This window comes from Mycobacteroides franklinii, assembly GCF_001853795.1.
GTDB lineage: Bacteria > Actinomycetota > Actinomycetes > Mycobacteriales > Mycobacteriaceae > Mycobacterium > Mycobacterium franklinii.
Map to the genome: position 1 here is coordinate 1,944,434 of NZ_MLIK01000019.1, position 18,581 is coordinate 1,963,014.

General features: G+C 65.2%; 15 protein-coding genes and 1 pseudogene. 4 read left to right on the forward strand and 12 right to left on the reverse strand.

Features of this window, described 5'->3' with window-relative positions; translation table 11 throughout:
- Window positions 1–59: 59 nt before the first annotated feature.
- Window positions 60–914, forward strand: a complete 855-nt coding sequence (locus tag BKG76_RS17070) for a pseudouridine synthase (RefSeq protein WP_236737604.1) — start codon at window positions 60–62, stop codon at window positions 912–914.
- A 25-nt stretch (window positions 915–939) separates the two neighbouring features.
- Here BKG76_RS17070 and BKG76_RS17075 read toward each other — a convergent pair whose 3' ends face one another.
- The 4 genes and pseudogenes from BKG76_RS17075 to BKG76_RS17090 all read right to left on the reverse strand — a co-directional run bounded on the left by BKG76_RS17075 (window position 940) and on the right by BKG76_RS17090 (window position 7,220).
- Window positions 940–1,542, reverse strand: a complete 603-nt coding sequence (locus BKG76_RS17075; RefSeq protein ID WP_070938650.1) for a pyridoxamine 5'-phosphate oxidase family protein — start codon at window positions 1,540–1,542, stop codon at window positions 940–942.
- Window positions 1,539–1,960: pseudogene (locus BKG76_RS17080) on the reverse strand (VOC family protein). Before BKG76_RS17080 ends, BKG76_RS17075 begins: the two are co-directional and overlap by 4 nt.
- Window positions 1,957–6,486 (reverse strand): ATP-dependent helicase, encoded by a 4,530-nt coding sequence (locus BKG76_RS17085; protein WP_070938652.1) that lies wholly within the window; start codon window positions 6,484–6,486, stop codon window positions 1,957–1,959. Before BKG76_RS17085 ends, BKG76_RS17080 begins: the two are co-directional and overlap by 4 nt.
- A 29-nt stretch (window positions 6,487–6,515) precedes the next feature.
- Entirely contained in the window at window positions 6,516–7,220 is a 705-nt protein-coding gene (locus tag BKG76_RS17090) for a TetR/AcrR family transcriptional regulator (RefSeq protein ID WP_070938653.1), read from the reverse strand.
- Between the two features lie 174 nt (window positions 7,221–7,394).
- Here BKG76_RS17090 and BKG76_RS17095 point away from each other — a divergent pair, with 174 nt between their 5' ends.
- Window positions 7,395–8,786: an SDR family NAD(P)-dependent oxidoreductase gene (locus tag BKG76_RS17095; RefSeq protein ID WP_070938654.1), complete on the forward strand. Its 1,392-nt coding sequence runs from the start codon at window positions 7,395–7,397 to the stop codon at window positions 8,784–8,786.
- A 32-nt stretch (window positions 8,787–8,818) separates the two neighbouring features.
- Here BKG76_RS17095 and amaB read toward each other — a convergent pair whose 3' ends face one another.
- Window positions 8,819–10,378, reverse strand: coding sequence for an L-piperidine-6-carboxylate dehydrogenase (gene amaB, locus BKG76_RS17100; protein WP_070938655.1), 1,560 nt, complete (start codon window positions 10,376–10,378; stop codon window positions 8,819–8,821).
- On the reverse strand, window positions 10,375–11,673 hold the full coding sequence (hglS, locus tag BKG76_RS17105) for a 2-oxoadipate dioxygenase/decarboxylase (RefSeq protein WP_070938656.1): 1,299 nt from the start codon (window positions 11,671–11,673) through the stop codon (window positions 10,375–10,377). Before hglS ends, amaB begins: the two co-directional genes overlap by 4 nt.
- Before the next feature lie 90 nt (window positions 11,674–11,763).
- Between hglS and BKG76_RS17110 the strand changes: the two genes are divergently transcribed.
- Window positions 11,764–12,240, forward strand: a complete 477-nt coding sequence (locus tag BKG76_RS17110) for an Lrp/AsnC family transcriptional regulator (protein WP_070939315.1) — start codon at window positions 11,764–11,766, stop codon at window positions 12,238–12,240.
- A 124-nt stretch (window positions 12,241–12,364) separates the two neighbouring features.
- On the forward strand, window positions 12,365–13,660 hold the full coding sequence (gene lat / locus BKG76_RS17115) for an L-lysine 6-transaminase (protein ID WP_070939316.1): 1,296 nt from the start codon (window positions 12,365–12,367) through the stop codon (window positions 13,658–13,660).
- A 44-nt stretch (window positions 13,661–13,704) separates the two neighbouring features.
- Here lat and BKG76_RS17120 read toward each other — a convergent pair whose 3' ends face one another.
- From BKG76_RS17120 to BKG76_RS17145, 6 genes are all read right to left on the reverse strand, one after another.
- Window positions 13,705–14,295: an NADPH-dependent FMN reductase gene (locus tag BKG76_RS17120; protein ID WP_070938657.1), complete on the reverse strand. Its 591-nt coding sequence runs from the start codon at window positions 14,293–14,295 to the stop codon at window positions 13,705–13,707.
- A 51-nt stretch (window positions 14,296–14,346) separates the two neighbouring features.
- Window positions 14,347–14,802 carry a pyridoxamine 5'-phosphate oxidase family protein gene (locus BKG76_RS17125; RefSeq protein WP_070938658.1) on the reverse strand — a complete coding sequence of 152 codons (456 nt, stop codon included), beginning with the start codon at window positions 14,800–14,802 and terminating at the stop codon, window positions 14,347–14,349.
- A 42-nt stretch (window positions 14,803–14,844) separates the two neighbouring features.
- Window positions 14,845–15,168: a hypothetical protein gene (locus BKG76_RS17130; protein ID WP_070938659.1), complete on the reverse strand. Its 324-nt coding sequence runs from the start codon at window positions 15,166–15,168 to the stop codon at window positions 14,845–14,847.
- Window positions 15,169–15,259: 91 nt separating this feature from the next.
- The gene (locus BKG76_RS17135; RefSeq protein WP_070938660.1) at window positions 15,260–17,056 is read right to left on the reverse strand and encodes an acetyl/propionyl/methylcrotonyl-CoA carboxylase subunit alpha; all 1,797 of its coding nucleotides are present in this window, start codon (window positions 17,054–17,056) and stop codon (window positions 15,260–15,262) included.
- Between the two features lie 167 nt (window positions 17,057–17,223).
- Window positions 17,224–17,634 (reverse strand): SufE family protein, encoded by a 411-nt coding sequence (locus BKG76_RS17140; protein WP_070938661.1) that lies wholly within the window; start codon window positions 17,632–17,634, stop codon window positions 17,224–17,226.
- Window positions 17,631–18,539, reverse strand: a complete 909-nt coding sequence (locus BKG76_RS17145; RefSeq protein ID WP_070938662.1) for a sulfurtransferase — start codon at window positions 18,537–18,539, stop codon at window positions 17,631–17,633. The genes BKG76_RS17140 and BKG76_RS17145 overlap by 4 nt, the downstream gene beginning before the upstream one ends.
- Window positions 18,540–18,581: the final 42 nt, after the last annotated feature.

Sequence of the window (18,581 nt, forward strand, 5' to 3'; positions counted from 1 at the left end):
CCCGGCTCTAGGTCGCGCCGATGAGCCCCAGAAGACGGGCTCCTGAACCTCCATTGCCGGTGCGGGACGGCTTGGGGCCTGTGCGGATCCGGATCCGCACAGGTGGCCGTGTTCTTGATGAGCTGGTATCCCGATTCGGTGGCGCCGCCGCCGAGAAGGTGAGCCGCGGTGAGGTCGTGGACGCCGCCGGCGTGTCGATCACATCAGAGACGCATCTGCCGGCGGGTGCGGTCGTGTACACCTATCGCGAGGTGGCGGTAGAGATTCCCGTGCCCTTCGCCATCGACGTGTTGCATTGGGACGAGAACGTCCTGGTGGTCGACAAGCCGCATTTTCTTGCGACGATGCCGCGCGGGCGCCATGTCACCGAGACGGCATTGGTGCGCCTGCGCAAGATGTTGAACCTGCCGGAGCTGGCGCCCGCGCATCGCTTGGACCGGCTCACCGCAGGCGTGTTGCTATTCACCGTGCGTCGCGAGGCGCGCGCGGCCTATCAGTCGTTGTTCGCCCAGCGGGAAGTGTTCAAGACCTATGAGGCATTGGCCCCCGTCGATCCCGGCATTGCCCTGCCGGTGACGTTGCGGAGCAGGATTATCAAGCACCGCAGCATCCTTCAGGCGGTCGAGGAGCCGGGGCCGGTGAACGCCGAGACGCACATCGAGCTGCTCGACCGGAAAGGTTCGGCAGGCAGGTACCGTCTGACACCGAGTACCGGCCAGACACATCAGCTGCGCGTACACATGAACAGCCTGGGTATTCCGATCGCCGGCGATCCGCTCTATCCGGACATCGTCGAGGTGGCGCCGGACGATTTCACGCATCCGTTGCAACTGTTGGCGCGCACGCTGGCTTTCCGGGATCCGTTGAGCGGCAAGGATGTTCGCTACAAATCGACGAGGTCCCTCGGCGGCTGACCGTCCCGATCGGCGGACACGGGGTTCATTGTCGTGCGGCTTCGAGTTCGGCGATTCGTGCCCGGAGTGCCTCGATTTCTGCGGTGAGCTCGGCCTCCCTGGCGGCGGCCTTTTCCTGATAGGCCTTACCGAGATCGGTGAGGTACTGCTGGTCATAGCGGGGGATGATGCTGCGCGAGCAGTTCCAGTCGAACGCCTCCACCCTCACCTCGATCTCTCGGCGTTCCCCGTCGTACACGCTGCCGCGGCCAAACACCTTGAGACGCTGCTTGCGCGGGTAGTCGACGAAGAACATCGCCAGTCGGTCGTCAGCGGTGAGGTTTCCGAGCGTCACGAACTGGTTGTTGCCCGGAAGGTCGATGAACCGCAAGGTGTTGTCGCCGATGTGACGCACGAATCCCGCAGGGCCGCTGCGGTATTGCAGGTATGGCCATCCCGTTGGCGTCACCGTGCCCAGGCAGAATTGTGTCGCGTCGGCGATCATCCGTAGCTCCCGTGTCCCCAGCTCGTCGGGGCCGTCGTCGGGTCGTTCCAGGTGCGTGCCGTAGGCGACGTAGCTGCCGTTGGCCCGCTGCCGCTCGATCGCGTCCGCGCCGAAGGCGAGGTAGTGGTAGTGGTTGTTGGTCACGGGTATACGGCGATCTCGATGAGGTTTCCATCAGGGTCGCGGCAGTAATGCGATGTCATGTCGCCCAGTGCGCCGACCTTGGTCACCGGCCCCCGCTCGACCTGTATCCCGCACGCGTTGAGATGCTCGCGAACCTCCTGGGGGGAGGCATCGGTGATGAAACAGACGTCATCGGAGCCCGCCGCGGCGGCGATTCCGGTGAACCACTCGTCCTGGGTGGCGCTGATGGGCCGCAGGTTGATCTTCTGTGCACCGAATGTCAGTGCCGTGCGTCCCGCCGGCCCGAATGTTTCGCGGGTCATGCCCAGGACGCGTTCGTACCAGGCCGCGGTGGTCTCGACGTCGCTGCAGTTCATCACGATGTGGTCGAAGCGGGTGACTTTCATCGGGTTGTTTCCTCTTCACGCAAGCGGCTCATCGGCGAATCCTCAGTCCTCTCGGTGTCCGTGCGAAACCGGCCTCGATCAGTGCCGCGATGACCGGCGACTCGCCGATATCGAAGACCGATCTGCCGTCCACTCTTTCGATCACCAGACCGTCGAGCCCGCCGTCGCGTACCAATCCCATGGTGCCCAATGCCGCGGCGTGCAGCACCGTGGGGTCGGTCACGAAGCTCAGCAGCGACTTGCCACCGCGTTCGATGTAGAGAGCCAACTCGCCATCGACAAGCACGGTGAGCGCCCCCGCTTTCCTACCCGGCCGATGACCGGAGTCGGAGACCGCCCGCGGCCACACCAGTGCCGCGCCATACGGATTGGCGGGATCCGTCGCCGCCAACACCATGGCCCGATGCGGTTTGCGCGCATCATCGACGGTATCGAGGTACTCACGCAGCCTGTCGACGGTCGCGGGAGAGGCGAACTGTGCACCACCCAGGGATTCGACAAAGTATCCCCGGCGGCAGCGCCCGTTGTCCTCGAATGTCGACAACACCTTGTACAGCCACGCGAATCCGCCCGCGACCCCCTCGGCGACGACGCTGCCCTTGGTCACCACGCCGTACCTGCCGAGCAGCAGCTCGGCCTGCATGTGCGAGCGTTCGGTACCGTCGGCGAGTCTTTCCGGCAGTATCGACCAGCGGCCGGCGACGGCGGGATCGACCGGCGCCGTGGTGGGGATCGGGGTGTAGGCGCGCAGTCTCGGTGCTCGCCGATTCCGGTGCGCGGTGCGCGATTTGGTGCTGGTACCCAGCAGTGCACGCACCGGTGCGAAGGTGTCTCCTGTCACCAGGCCCGCCCACACCAGGTCCCATAGCGCGGCCCTGGTCGCGGCCTCACCGAATTGGCGGAAGAAGTACCCGCCGCCGGCCGCGAGTCCGTCGAGAATCGTTCGGTGGGCCTCATCGAGAACAACGGGATCGGTGGCGGCCAGCGTGGCGGGCGCAACACCGCTGGGGTGCAACGCGATCCAGCCATCTTGTGTGGGGATCGAGCCATGCCCCGACCACACCGCCTCTCCCGCGGCCAGCAGCTCGTCGAGCATCTGGGGGGAGTAGTCACGGACGCGACGTGCCAGGATCAGCGGTTCCCACGCGGACGCGGGTATCGGCACCCCGGCGAGCTGATCGATGACGGTAGCCACTCCGTCGACGCCGCGCAGGCCCGAATCGAGGTACTGCCAATCGGGCAGGAACCGCGCGAATGCCGACGTGCTGACGGGTTCCACCTGGGCGCGTAGCGCGGCCAGCGACCTGCGGCGCAGAATCCGAAGGACCTCTGCATCGCACCATTGTTCAGAGTCTGTTGCAGCCGAGTTGAATTGGCTGGTGAATTCACCACGCACCAACTGGCCGCGCGACGCCATCGCCGACAGGGCGTCCGCGGCGACCCGGACTCCGATGCCGAAGCGCTCTGCTGCCTGGCCCGTGGTGAATGGGCCATGTGTCCTTGCGTACCGACCTAACAGTTCACCGAGCGGATCGGCCGCGGCGTCGGTGAACGCCGCCGGTACGCCGGGCGGCACCGGCACCCCGAGCGCGTCACGCAACCGCGCCACATCCTCGACGGCGGCCCACCAGGTGCGTTGTCCGTAGTGGGTCTCGACCACTCTTCGGGCGCCGATGAGTTCATGCAGCCAGTCGGTGCCGAGGCCGGCGCAGCGCGTGGCGATCTCATCGGTGGTGAGGGGGCCGAGAAGCCGGAATAAGTCGGCCAGGGCCTCGGCATCGCGGGCCTTGCGTTCCTCGGCCAGATGCTGCAGTTGGTGTTCGGTTGCTTCGATGACAGTGGGGTCGAGTAGTTCCCGCAGTTCGACCCGTCCCATCAGCTCGGCGAGCAGACCGGTGTCCAGCGAGAGGGCGGCGGCACGCCGCTCGGCCAGCGGCCGATCCTCGTCGTACATGAATCCGCCGATATAGCTGAACAATTGAGCGGCCGCGAAGGGCGAGAGTGTGTCGGTCTGCACCTCCACGATCCGGATCCGGCGCTGCTCGATACCCGACATCAGCCGCACCAGAGTTCCGATGTCGTACACGTCTTGCAGGCATTCGCGCAGTGCTTCCAGGACTATCGGGAAGTCGGAATGCTTGCGTGCGACATCCAGCAGCTGCGCCGACCGCTGTCGCTGCTGCCATAGCGGCGATCGGCGGCCGGGGGTTCGTCGGGGAAGCAGCAGGGCGCGCGCAGCGCATTCGCGGAACCGTGCGGCGAAGAGCGCCGACCCGCCGACCTCCCGCGTCACGATCGCCTCGATTTCCGTGGCGTCGAAGACGAAAAGACTTGCTCCGGGCGGGTTGTCATCGGTGTCGGGCAGTCGCACCACGATGCCGTCATCGGTGGCGGTGGGTGACTCGCTGACACCGTAGCGCTGTTGGAGCCGATCGGAGACTGCGAGCGCCAGCGGGCCGTTGACCCTCAGCCCGTAGGGAGAGTGCAGCACGATGCGCCAGTCGCCGAGCTCGTCGCGGAATCTCTCGACGATCAGCGTGGTGTCGGTGGGGACTGCGCCCGTCGACTGCAGCTGGTCAGTCAGCAGCGTCCGTAGATTCCCCATCGCGAAGTCATCGAATCCCATGGCAGCGCAGCGCTTGTCGAATTCGGCGTCGCGTGCGGCCGCCAGTTCTCCGGTGAGATGCCCCAGCGCTATGCCAAGCTCGGCGGGGCGCCCAACCGAATCTCCGCGCCAGAAGGGCAATCTGCCCGGTTGGCCGAAGGCCGGAACCACCACCACACGCTCATGGGTGATCTCGGTGATGCGCCAGCTGGTGGCGCCCAGTGAGATCACGTCTCCCGGCCGCGACTCGTAGACCATTTCCTCGTCGAGTTCACCTACTCGCGAGGGTTTCTCGCCCTCGGCACCGGCATACATGTACACCGTGAACAGGCCGCGATCGGGGATCGCGCCGCCGGACGTCACCGCCAGTCGTTGTGCACCGGGCCGTCCGGTGAGCGTGCCTTCATCCCTGTCGTATACGACACGTGGACGAAGCTCGGCGAAATCGGTGGACGGGTACTTGCCGCTGAGTAGATCGAGCACCGCGTCGAATGCGCTGCGCGGCAGGGATGCGAAAGGGGCGCTGCGTCTGACGACATCGAACCATGTCTCCACGTCCACGGGGTCGAGGGCACAGGCGGCGACCGTGTGCTGGGCCAGGATGTCGAGGGGATTGGCGGGCACTTGCAGGGTCTCGATATCGCCGTCGAGCATGCGCCGCACCGTGACCGCGCAGCCCAGCAGGTCGGTGCGGTGCTTGGGGAAGAGAACGCCCCGGGATACCTCGCCCACCTGGTGTCCGGCCCGGCCGATGCGTTGTAACCCGCTGGCCACGGACGGTGGCGCCTCCACCTGGACCACCAGATCCACGGCGCCCATATCGATTCCGAGCTCCAGGCTGCTGGTGGCCACCACGCATTTGAGCCGTCCGGTCTTCAGATCGTCTTCGATGTTGGCGCGCTGCTCCTTGCTCACCGAGCCGTGATGCGCCCGCGCCAGCAAGGGCGCCGCACCGTAGGTCTGCCCACTGCCCATGATGTGCGCCGGGGGTCCTCCGGGTACCCCGGGATTGGGTGCGGGGGTGAGGTCTACGCCGAGGCGCTCTGCGTGAATCTCGTTGAACCGGGCGGTGAGCCGTTCGGCGAGGCGGCGCGAGTTGGCGAAGACGATGCTTGACCGATGTGTCTCGATGAGGTCGACGATGCGTTGTTCTACATGGGGCCAGATGGTGTTGGTGCCGGCGTTACTGGCTTCGGCGTCGGGATAGGTGTCGGGGGCGCTCATATCCGGGACAGGTACGACGACGGACAGATCGAAGGTTTTGGGGCTGGCGGGGGCGACGACCGCGGCGGGCGCGCGGCCGGAGAGGAATCGAGCGACCTCCGCGGCGGGTTTTACCGTGGCTGACAGGCCAATTCGCTGTGCTGGTTGAGCAAGGCGTTCATCCAGCCGCTCAAGTGAGAGCGCGAGATGAGCGCCGCGTTTGGTACCGGCGACCGCGTGCACCTCGTCCACGATGACGGTCTGCACCGTGTCGAGGGTTTCGCGCGCCGCGGAGGTCAACATCAGGAACAGCGACTCGGGGGTGGTGATGAGGATGTCCGGGGGAGACGTGATCAATGCGCGGCGCCGCTGTGCGGGTGTGTCCCCGGAGCGCACGCCGATGGTGATCGAGGGCTCGGGCAGGCCCATGCGTGCTGCGGTTCGGGCAATCCCGGCCAGCGGGGCACGCAGATTGCGCTCGACGTCGACGGCAAGTGCCTTGAGGGGTGAGACGTACAGGACCTGTGTTCCCTTGCGGGCAGGTTCGGCACCGACCAGGCTGTCGATGGCCCACAGAAATGCCGCGAGCGTCTTGCCGGATCCGGTGGGTGCGACGACGAGGGTGTTGTTGCCGTCGGCGATGGACTGCCACGCACCGGACTGTGCCTGCGTGGGCGCCGGGAATGATTCGGTGAACCATTCTCGCGTGGGTGCGGAGAACCGGGCGAGCGGACCGGACTCGCTGCTCATTAGGCCATCGTGCCAACAAGGACCGACAATTAATCGGCACCCATGAGATCGACCACAGCCTTCGGGATGTTCGGCACGCGCCGCACGGCGTCGATCATGGCGTGCGCGGAGGTGTCGGCGAGCCAATCGACATCGAGATCCGGGTTGATGGCGCGTTGGCGAGCCAATTCCTGGTTGAACGTCAGCCACGCCCGGATGACCACCCGCAGGATCGTGACAAGATCCGGCGTCAGTTCGTCGCCGGCGACATGTTCGACGACAGCCATGATCCGGCCGGTCTGCTTGTCGTACTCCTGCTGTTCGATGGCCGCCACGGTGGGATCGGCCGAGTCGATCATGCGAAAGACGGTCACCGGCGCGTAAGGATGCTCTTCCTGGTAGTGCAGGTACACCAGCAGGGTGCGCCGGAGCCGCTCGAAACCGGTGAGCGCCGGGTCCATGTCCAGCGAGATCGTGGCGTCGTAAAGCCTGTCGTATTCGGCCTGCATGACCGCGGTGTAGAACGAGCGTTTGTCGGGAAAATAGCGGTAGAGCAGCGCCCGTGAGACACCGGCCTGTTCGGCTACCTCATCCATGCGGACGTCGTCATAGTGACGTTCGCCGAACAACTGAGTACCGAACTCCAGGAGCTCGGCGCGCCGATCTTCAGGCGTGAGCCGACGACGGGGAGATGCGGCCGCCGCGGGCGAGGGGGAGCCCCAGCCCGCGCGAACTGCATCGGAGTCGTCGCTCATCCACCCGATTTTACTAGTCGGCCCGGTCGCACTTGGCGAGATCGGCTAGCCGGGTCGATTAGCCCGTCGATCAACCGCTGCTGGCTCGGCGGCCGTCATCAGACCGGCGATTACGAGAAGTCCTTGTCGCCTCATTACACTGCGTCAGTGGCTGAGCACATCGACCCAGCGGACATGGCCATCTTCAGGCGTGTCTTGGATCGGGCTGCCGAGCTTCCGCCGGAGCATCCCGATTCAATTGCTGCGCAACGCGCAATCGCAAAGCTCTTCAAGATTCGCAAGAGGCGGCGCAGGCGTGAGGCACGTCAGGCCGAGTTGGATGCCGACCGCGCTGTGATCGGCGCCACCGCCACTGGTTCGGCCGCCCGGATCGACGATGAGACGGCCGGGCTGCCACTGCGTGGCGGTGACGCCGTGGGGACGCTGCGGCGCCCGCAGCATTGCTATATCTGCAAGGCCAGATACACCGAGATCGACGCCTTCCACCACCAGCTGTGTCCGGAGTGCGCGCCTGCCAACAGATCCCGGCGTGATCAGCGTACCGATCTGACCGGGCGGCGGGCGGTGCTGACCGGTGGCCGCGCCAAGATTGGGATGTACATCGCGTTGATGTTGTTGCGCGATGGGGCCCGCCTCACCATCACCACCCGGTTCCCGCGGGACGCGGCCCGCCGATTCGCCCAGCTTCCGGATGCGAGCAGCTGGCTTGACCGGCTGAGCATCGTCGGTATCGACCTTCGTGACCCCGCGCAGGTGGCACGCTTCGCCGATGAAGTTGCCGCACAGGGTCCGTTGGACATTCTGATCAACAACGCCGCCCAGACGGTCCGTCGCAGCCCCGGCTCCTACACGTCCTTGGTTGACGCCGAGCAGGCGCCGCTCAGCGGTGCCGCTGCACGCGTTCCGATCACCGCGATGGGCGATTCCAGCGAATTGCATCCGCACACCCTGGCACTGGGTGAGGGATCCGAGGCCGCTGCGCACTCGCTGGTGTCGTTGGCGTTGACCGCGGGCTCGGCCGCACCGGACCGGATTGTCGATGGCACTGCCGTCGATGCCGGTGGGCTGCTGCCCGATCTGGTCGACACCAACAGCTGGGTGCAGACGGTCGATCAGATTGATCCACTGGAACTGCTTGAGGTGCAACTGTGTAACAGTGTGGCGCCGTTCATTCTGTTGTCACGGCTGCGGCCCGCGTTGCGTGCCTCAACCGCGCGGCGCAAGTACGTGGTGAACGTATCGGCGATGGAGGGCAATTTCTCACGCGGCTACAAAGGGCCCGGACATCCGCATACCAACATGGCCAAGGCCGCGTTGAACATGCTGACCAGGACCAGCGCGGGTGAACTGTTCACCGAGGGCATCCTGATGACCGCGGTGGATACCGGCTGGATCACCGATGAGCGTCCGCACAGCAGCAAGATGCGTTTGGCCCAGGAGGGTTTCCGGGCGCCGCTGGATCTGGTGGACGGTGCCGCCCGCGTGTACGACCCGATTGTCCAGGGAGAGCGTGGCGTCGATCTGTATGGCTGTTTCCTGAAGGACTTCCAGCCTTACCCCTGGTAGCGCATGGTGGCGGCCACCAGGGGCCAACCCGATCAGCCGAAGTGAACCCCTTGGGCCAACGGCAGTTCGGTGGAGTAGTTCACGGTGTTGGTGGCGCGGCGCATATATGCCTTCCACGAGTCGGAGCCCGACTCGCGGCCACCGCCCGTCTCCTTCTCACCACCGAACGCTCCGCCGATCTCGGCTCCCGAGGTGCCGATGTTGACGTTCGCGATTCCGCAGTCGGAACCATCGGCAGCCAGAAAGCGTTCGGCCTCGCGCATGTCCAGGGTGAAGATCGCCGAGGAAAGACCCTGGGGTACCGCATTGTTCAGTGCGATCGCCTCATCGAGGGTGTCATAGTCAAGCACATACAGAATCGGGGCGAAGGTCTCCCGGTGCACGACATCGCCCTGTTCAGGCATCCGCACCACGGCAGGGGTGACGTAGAAAGAACCGTCGCCAAGTTCGCGGCGCTCACCACCGATGACTGTCCCGCCTTGCGCGCGAGCAGCTTCCAGCGCATCCTGCATATCGCGAAATGACTTCTCGTTGATCAGAGGCCCCACCAATGTCTGCCCGTCGAAGGGGTCGCCCACCGGAAGCTGTCCATACGCGTTGACGATGCGCTCGACCAGCCCATCGGCGATGGATCGGTGAACTATCAAGCGCCGCAGGGTGGTACACCGCTGGCCCGCGGTGCCCGCGGCGGAGAACACGATGCCGCGTACCGCGAGATCCACGTCAGCCGACGGGGTCACGATCACCGCGTTGTTGCCACCCAATTCGAGCAGCGACCGGCCGAAGCGAGCGGCCACCCGTGGGCCGACCTGCTGACCCATCCGCACCGAGCCGGTCGCGCTCACCAAGGCGATACGGGGGTCGTCCACAAGCTGCTCACCGACGTCGCGCCCGCCCTGAATCAATCGGCTGACCTGCGGTGGTGCCCCTACGTCGGCAGCGGCACGCTCCAGAAGTGCCTGGCAGGCAACGGCAGTCAGCGGCGTCAGCTCGGAGGGCTTCCATACCACGGTATCGCCGCAGACCAGGGCGATCGCGGTGTTCCACGACCACACCGCGACCGGGAAGTTGAACGCCGAGATCACCCCGACAACGCCGAGCGGATGCCAGGACTCCATGAGGCGGTGCCCCGGGCGCTCGGATGCCATCGTCTTGCCGTACAGCTGCCGGGACAGCCCGACCGCGAATTGGCAGATGTCGATCATCTCCTGTACCTCGCCGAGGGCCTCGGAGACGATCTTTCCGGCCTCGATGGTGACCAGTTCGGCCAGATCCTTTTTGTGCTCCGTCAGCAGCTCACCGAGGCGGGCCACCAACACGCCGCGCACAGGTGCGGGAGTGGTCCGCCATAGCGAAAATGCATGGGCGGCTTCGGAGATTGCCTCGTCGACATCCTCTTGCGAGCTCGCCGTGAGCGTGAACAGGGTGTCGCCGGTGATGGGGGTCCGGACCGCGACGCCTTCAGCGCCCGCCGCTTCCGTGCTCAGCTCCACATCCGCGCCGATCCAACGCAACGCGTTCTGGGCCCGCGTGCGCAATTCGTCGGCCGAGGGCAGTACACCGGGGGAGGAGGTGGGCAAGGTGGCGGTCATCGGTTGGCTCCTATCGAGAGGTCAGATTGTGCGGTGATAGCGGAGTAGAGGGCGTACGGATCGTGGATATCCCGGCCGATGGCACCGGACATCCATTCCTTCGAGTAACCGGCGGCATCCCCCTCGCCATGTGCGCCGTCGTCATCGAGGTTGGACCGGAAGATTCCGGCCGCCGAGCGCGGTAGGAAGTCCTCGTACACGACAGGGCTGCGGACGATTTCGCCTCCGGGGCCGGCCTCGGTGCGGAAGTACGCGAGTTCCCGCTCGGCCAGGCCGGCTTCGGTATCCGGAAAGTGGTTCGCCCAAATGGATGCTGCCTGTTCGGGATTTGCTTGAGCGGAATCGATGGCGGCCATGGCATCGTCATAGCAGGTACGGCCCGCGGGGGTGAGGGCAATGCCCCGTGCCTCGACCTCGCCGAACCGGACCCGTAGCGTGTCGCTGACCACGGAACCATCGTTCATGCGGAAACGGCGCGGTTCGGCGAGCGCCCGAAATGACGTCTGCCGCAACAGAACATCGGGTCCATGCCACCGGGGAGGGCCCTGGATCGCATCGATCATGGTGATGCCGCGTGCCGTCATCCGTCGGTAGAGGTCATCGATATCGAGCACGCGGGGTGTCAAGTGGTTGATATGGGTGCCACCCACTCCGGCGATATCGGCGGCGACGGGTGAGACGGCGGAGAGCTCGTCGTACCAAACACGGTCGATGGGTGCGGTCGAGAGCGCGAATGCCTTGACCGCCTCGGCGATGAAGTCATCGGCCTGCACCGGGGTGCAACCGCCTGTGGCGCTGATCAGTCGCGCGTGCGCCAGCAGTGCCGGATCGAACAGCTCTCGCTGCTGCACGAAGTTCTCCACCCGGGTACGCAAGTTCGCATCGAAGAACCGGCGATCGGCGGTCGCCAACATCGACGTGAACACGCGAAATGGGTTGAGTGCCAGCTCTTTTTCGTCAATAGGCCGGAACGCGGTCGAGACCACGGGGACGGGGGACGCAGCGTCGCGCAGGTCGTAGAAATCGACCGGATACATTCCGAACGCCTCGAACAGGTCGGCGACGGCGGCAAGTTCTCGGGGGCTGCCTACCCGGATGGCACCGTGACGTTCGGCGGTCACGCGCTGGACAGATCCGAGTCGCTCGGCATCCGGATGTGTTGTGGCGTAAGTCTGGTTCACCGCGGTACTTACGTCGACCAAGGTGTTGTACGCGGGAACCTCTGTCCCGTACATCTGCGAGAGCGCCGCGGCAAAGCGTGCACGGAGCTCCCAGGGCTGAATGAGGTCCGTCATCGAACTCGTCCTTTGGTTCGTCCCACAGTTGACGTGATTGGCCTGCGCAAGTCCGTTCCCTGTTCTGCCTGGTCGCGGTACTCTGCCCCCGTGACTGTGGATTCCGAGAGGACGCCGGACCGCCCGCTCGACGATGTCGATCGAATTCTGGTGCGCGAGTTGGCTCGCGATGGCCGGGCAACTCTCGCCCATTTGGCCGCCAAAGCGGGGCTGTCGATCTCGGCGGTGCAAACCCGCGTGCGGCGGCTGGAATCCCGGGGTGTTCTTGCCGGGTACGCGGCGCGGGTCAACCCGGAGTCGGTAGGCCAGCTGTTGTCGGCGTTCGTGGCAATCACCCCTCTCGATCCTTCTCAACCCGATGATGCTCCGGCGCGCCTCGAGCACATCGACGCCATCGAGTCCTGCTACTCGGTGGCCGGCGAGGAGAGCTACATCCTGCTGGTGCGGGTGCCCTCGCCGCGTGCGCTCGAAGAGCTGCTGCAGCTGATCCGCACCACAGCCAACGTTCGCACGCGAAGCACCATCATCTTACAAACTTTTTACGATGGTCGCCAGCTAGTGCCGTAAAAATTCTTGTCCTTATGTAGAAAAGTCGTAAATACTGCGTTAGTGTGGCCCTATGACCGCACTGATCTTTCCTGGGTTCCAGGCTGGTTCTACTACCGATGACGAGGTAACGGGCCCCGAATCGGTGACACCGGACCGGGTGCATGAGGTGCTGCGGCGCAGCATTCTGGCCGACGGGATGGATCTCGTGCTCGATCTGGAGCGTTCCCGTGGGGCGCACCTGGTGGATGCGCGCGACGGCACCACCTATCTCGATATGTTCACGTTCTTCGCTTCGTCGGCGCTGGGAATGAACCACCCGATGCTCGCCGCCGACAGTGAGTTCCGTGCCGAACTGACCGCGGCCGCCATCAACAAGCCGAGCAACTCCGATATCTACACCGTCGAGATGGCCCGGTTCGTTGACACATTCGTACGCGTGCTGGGTGATCCGGCCCTTCCGCATTTGTTCTTCGTCGACGGCGGCGCACTTGCCGTCGAGAACGCACTGAAGGTGGCTTTCGACTGGAAGAGCCGTTGGAACGAGGCGCACGGAATCGATCCGGCGTTGGGTACCAAGGTGTTACACCTGCGTGAGGCCTTCCATGGTCGCAGCGGCTACACGATGTCGCTGACCAATACCGACCCCAATAAGGTGGCACGGTTCCCCAAGTTCGACTGGCCGCGCATCGATGCTCCGTATCTGCGCCCCGGCGCCGATATCGAGGAGTTGGAGGCGGCGGTGCTGGCGCAGGCGCGGCGCGCATTTGCCGAAAACCCGCATGAAATAGCGTGTTTCATTGCCGAGCCGATCCAGGGGGAGGGCGGTGATCACCACTTCCGTCCGGAGTTCTTCCATGCCATGCGCGCGTTGTGCCACGAGAATGACGCCCTGTTCATCTTCGATGAAGTGCAGACCGGGTGCGGACTTACTGGAACGGCCTGGGCATTTCAGCAGCTGGGCGTGACCCCCGACATTGTGGCCTTCGGGAAGAAGACGCAGGTGTGCGGCGTCATGGCAGGCGGTCGCGTCGACGAGGTCGAGGACAATGTCTTCGCCGTCAGCTCGCGCATCAATTCCACCTGGGGCGGAAACCTTGTCGATATGGTGCGCTCGCGGCGCATTCTGGAAGTTATTGAATCGCAGCGGCTTTTCGGGAACGCGATGAGGATGGGTGAATACCTGCTCGAGCGCCTGCAGACCCTGGCATCGCGGCACGACGAGGTCGGTGACGTCCGGGGCCGCGGATTGATGTGCGCGTTCAGCCTGCCGACCGCCGAGGAGCGCGACCGCCTGGTGCAACGCCTGTGGGCGGATGAGCGGGTGATCCTGCTGGCCAGCGGCACGACCAGCGTCCGGTTCCGCCCGCCGCTGATCGTCAGCGCCGAGGAGATCGACGCCGCGGTGGCCGCGGTATCACGCGTGCTGGCGCAACGATGAGCGTCTTGCGCGAAGGGCGCAAGGTCGGGCACCAGGCGTAGGTCTCACCAGGCGTAGGGGGAGTGCTCTCGCGCTGTCCGCAGCGCGGAGGCCCACCAGGCCAGCTCATCGAGCATGGTCTTGGCCGCGGTCTCGGCATCGCGGCTGTCGACGAGCCGACCGTCATCGTCGAACTGGCTCCAGACGCCGTGGAAACTCACCACATCTCGGGTTGTCACGGCATGGAGCTCGGCGAACACCAGCCGCAGCTGCTCGATGGCGCGCAATCCGCCCGACATCCCACCGTAGGAGGTGAATGCGACCGGTTTGGCCTGCCATTCGCTGTGATGCCAGTCGATCAGGTTCTTCAGCGGGGCGGGGAAGCTGTGGTTGTACTCCGGTGTGACCACAAGAAATGCGTCGGCAATGCGTAACCGCGCCGTCACCCGTGCGAGCTGGGCGGTGTCCTGTGCCTCCGACCGCCGGGAAAGATGAAGAGGCAGAGGGTAATCCGCGAGGTCGATGTATCCGACGTCAAAGGCCGAGTGGGTACGCGCGCTCTGCGCGATCCAATTCGCCACGGTGGGTCCGAACCGACCGTCGCGGGTACTGGCGCAGATCACGGCGAGGCGCAGCGGGGTGGTTGACGTGTTCACGCGCCCATCGTCATACCTGAAGTGCACTCGAGGTCAAGTGGTTTCTTTCCGTCACGCGGGTACGTAGTTTCCGTACGCCTTGAGGACCCCGAAGTCGTAGATCAGCAGCTGGTTTACCCGGGCGTGGGTGACGTATTCGGCTTCTGGGTAAGGACGATCGTGACCGAGCTTGTCGTCATGGGCCAGTACGGTCCCGGCTGGGCCGGTGCCGTGGCGGGCACGTAATAGTTGGATCAGATCCTGGCCGACGTCACCCTCGGTGATGGTTGCCTCAGTCTCCAGCCCCAGCCAGAACGGGTGCGGTCCGAACACGAACAGCGAGCACCGAGGATCGCGTCGGAGATTTCGGGTCCGGACCAGATTCGGTGCGCCGGTGGCTCGCAGACGTCCGTCGACCACGCAGATCTCGATACGTGCCATATGTGGTGTTCCGTTGTCGCGCAGTGTGATCATGGCGGCATCGGGATGCTTCGTGACGAAGTCGACGAGCTCCGGAGCGAGCGGCATGTCAGCAGTATGTCAATTATGCTGACATAAGTGCAACTGTATTTAGAGCATGGCGTCGGCGAAACGTCGCACCGCCGCCACGGCCTCCTGCTCGGCGTCCTGTGATCCGGGGTAGTCGTCGCGGGCCCGTGACTGAATGTCCGCGGTGGCGGGGTCGAGTCGCACCTCGGCCACCATTTCGGCGGTTGTGGGCTCGCAGACGGCCCAGCTGTACAGGCGGTCGTTGTCCCAGTCGGCGGCACGCGCGGTCACGTAGTCCGTGTCGTCGACACCCAATGACGTCAGTGCCGGGCGGTCGTCCATCCGTTCGTCGGCGCGGATGGCGCGCAGGTACCACGCGCCCGCATTGATCTCGATGGGTTCCATATGTCTCCTCACGCCGAGCCTGAGCGGTCAGACAACGAAAAACGCCGAGCGTGCGCACGGGGGCTCACACTCGGCGTTTCCGCACGACGTATTACTTGATTTCTGCGATGACCGTGCCCTGGGTGATGGCGGCACCGGCCTCGACGCTCAGCCCGGTGATGGTGCCGGCCTTGTGCGCGGTGACGGGGTTCTCCATCTTCATGGCCTCCAGCACCACGATCAGCTCGCCGGCCTCGACCTCCTGGCCCTCTTCGACGGCGACCTTGACGACGGTGCCCTGCATCGGCGCGGTCACCGAATCACCGGTGGCGCCGCCGCCGCCGTGGCCGCCGCGCTTGCGGGCCTTGGGCTTCTTCTTGATGACACCGTTGGCGCTGCCGCCTCCGCCGCCGAGCGAGATGTCACCGGGCAGTGACACCTCAAGGCGACGTCCACCAACCTCGACGACCAGCTTCTGGCGGGGCAGGGCCTCGTCCTCTTCGCCTGCCTCGCCGTCAGCGGTGAACGGCTCGACGGTGTTGTTCCACTCCGTTTCGATCCAGCGGGTGTGGACGGTGAAGCCGTCCTCGTTGCCGATGAAGGCGGGGTCGGCAACCACCGCGCGGTGGAACGGGATGACGGTGGCCAGGCCCTCGACGTTGAACTCCGCCAGTGCGCGACGTGAGCGTGCCAGGGCCTCGTTGCGGTCGCGACCGGTCACGATCAGCTTGGCGAGCATCGAGTCGAACTGGCCGCCAATTACCGATCCGGCCTGAACGCCCGAATCCAGGCGCACGCCGGGGCCGGTGGGGGTGTCGTACACCTTGACCGGACCGGGGGCGGGCAGGAAGTTGCGGCCCGCGTCCTCGCCGTTGATGCGGAACTCGATCGAGTGGCCGCGCGGCTCGGGGTCCTCGGTGAACTGCAGTGCCTCGCCGTTGGCGATCTTGAACTGCTCCAACACCAGGTCGACGCCTGCGGTTTCCTCGGTGACGGGGTGTTCCACCTGCAGACGGGTGTTGACCTCGAGGAACGAGATCAGCCCGTCCTGGCCCACCAGGTATTCCACGGTGCCGGCGCCGTAGTAGCCGGCCTCCTTGCAGATGCGCTTGGCGGACTCGTGTATCTCCTTGCGCTGGGCGTCCGTGAGGAACGGTGCGGGCGCTTCTTCAACGAGCTTCTGGAAGCGGCGCTGCAGCGAGCAGTCGCGGGTACCGGCGACCACCACATTGCCGTGCTGGTCGGCGATGACCTGGGCCTCGACGTGGCGCGGCTTGTCCAGGTAGCGCTCCACGAAGCACTCGCCACGGCCGAAGGCGGCGACGGCCTCACGGGTCGCCGACTCGAACAGCTCGGGCACCTCTTCGAGGGTGCGGGCCACCTTCATGCCGCGGCCGCCACCACCGAAGGCCGCCTTGATGGCGATCGGCAGACCGTGCTCCTTGGCGAAGGCGACGACCTCGTCGGCGTTCTTCACGGGGTCCGGGGTGCCGGGGACCAGCGGGGCCTGGGCCTTGGCGGCGATGTGGCGGGCGGTGACCTTGTCGCCGAGGTCACGGATGGACTGGGGGCTGGGCCCGATCCAGATCAGCCCGGCGTCGATGACGGCCTGGGCGAAGTCGGCGTTCTCCGACAGGAAGCCGTAGCCGGGGTGGATGGCGTTGGCGCCGGACTTTTCGGCGGCTTCCAGGATCTTGCCGAAGTCCAGGTAGGACTCGGCGGCGGTGTTACCGCCGATACCGAAGGCCTCGTCGGCCAGGTGGACGTGGGGGGCGTCGGCATCGGGTTCTGCGTAGATGGCGACGCTGCCCAGTCCAGCGTCCTTCGCCGCGCGGATTACCCGAACCGCAATTTCGCCGCGGTTGGCGACGAGTACCTTGCTGATCTTCGAGCTGGCGTGATTGGGCACCGGGCCTCCTGTTGTTTGTTCTTCGCGCAAGCGGCTCATCCGGGACTTACTTCCTGAGTTTTACCGCTTTCTTAGAGTCTCGGAAGTGAGTTTATGCATCCGTGGCATCAAACACACATCCGGGATGGGGTGTGCCGCCCCTGTTTTTACCTACTGATGAGTAGGTTTTAAGACAGTCTTCGCTTGATCCTGGTCAACATCGCCGACATGCCGCGCAGCCGCAGCGGGCTGATCAGCGCCGCCAACCCGAGGTCGGCGTAGAAATCGTCGGGTACCGCCAGGATCGCATCGGCCGACTGGCCGTCCAGGCCCTGCTGCAGGATCGAGGCGAACCCACGCGTCGTTGGGGCCTCGGCAGGCGCACTGAAGTACAGCCGGACCTCATCGCGATCACTGGCATCAACGTCCAGGAACAGCGGTGACTGGCACTCCGGCACGGGCTCCATCGCCGCCTGTTCCAAATGCGATGGCAACTCGGGTAATTCGCTCGAGAACTCCAGCAGCAGCTGGAGCTTGTCCTGCCCGTCGACGGCCTTGAAATCGGCGACGATCTCGGCGAGTTCGGCGGGGAGGCTCATGCTGCAGGGGGCGCGCCCGGCTTGTCGCCCTTGACGATCGGAGTGCGGACCCGGTTGCCCCATTCGGTCCAGGACCCGTCGTAGTTGCGCACGCCCTCGACACCCAGCAGATGAGTGAGGACGAACCAGGTGTGGCTGGAACGTTCGCCGATTCGGCAGTACGCGACGATATTGCCCTCTGATTTGTCGCCCTCGGCGATGACGTCCCCGTAAATCGCATCGAGCTCGCCGCGGCGCCGGAACCGGCTGTCTTCGGCAGCGGCCTTGGCCCAGGGGATCGAGACGGCGGTGGGGATGTGCCCGCCGCGCAGCGCGCCCTCTTCCGGGTAATCGGGCATGTGGGTGCGTTCGCCGGTGTACTCCGCGGGTGAGCGCACATCGACGAGCGGACCATGGCCGAGATGGGCCAGCACGTCATCGGCGTAGGCGCGGATAGGAGCGTCATCGCGCTCCACCACGGGGTAGCCCTCGGTGTACTTGGATGGAACATCGAGGGTGGTGTCGCGTCCCTCGGAGATCCACAGATCTCGTCCGCCGTCGAGCAGGCGGACATCGGGGTGACCGAACAGGGTGAACACCCAGAGTGCGTAGGCGGCCCACCAGTTGGACTTGTCGCCATAGATGACGACGGTGTCCTCGCGGCGAATTCCCTTGCGGTTCATCAGCTCTGCGAACTGAACTCCGTCGATGTAGTCCCGGACCGTGCCGTCGTTCAGGTCGACGTGCCAGTCGATCTTCACCGCGCCGGGTACGTGCCCGATGTCGTAGAGAAGAACATCCTCGTCGGACTCCACGATGGACAGTCCGGGAGTGCCTAGGTGTCCCGAGAGCCAGTCGGCGGAGACGAGGCGTTCGGGGTGGGCGTAGGCGGCAAATTCGGGGCTGGGGTCGGCCGGGAGGGTCACCCTTTGAGCCTAGTCGCGTTCGCGGGCAGTCGGCTCATCGAG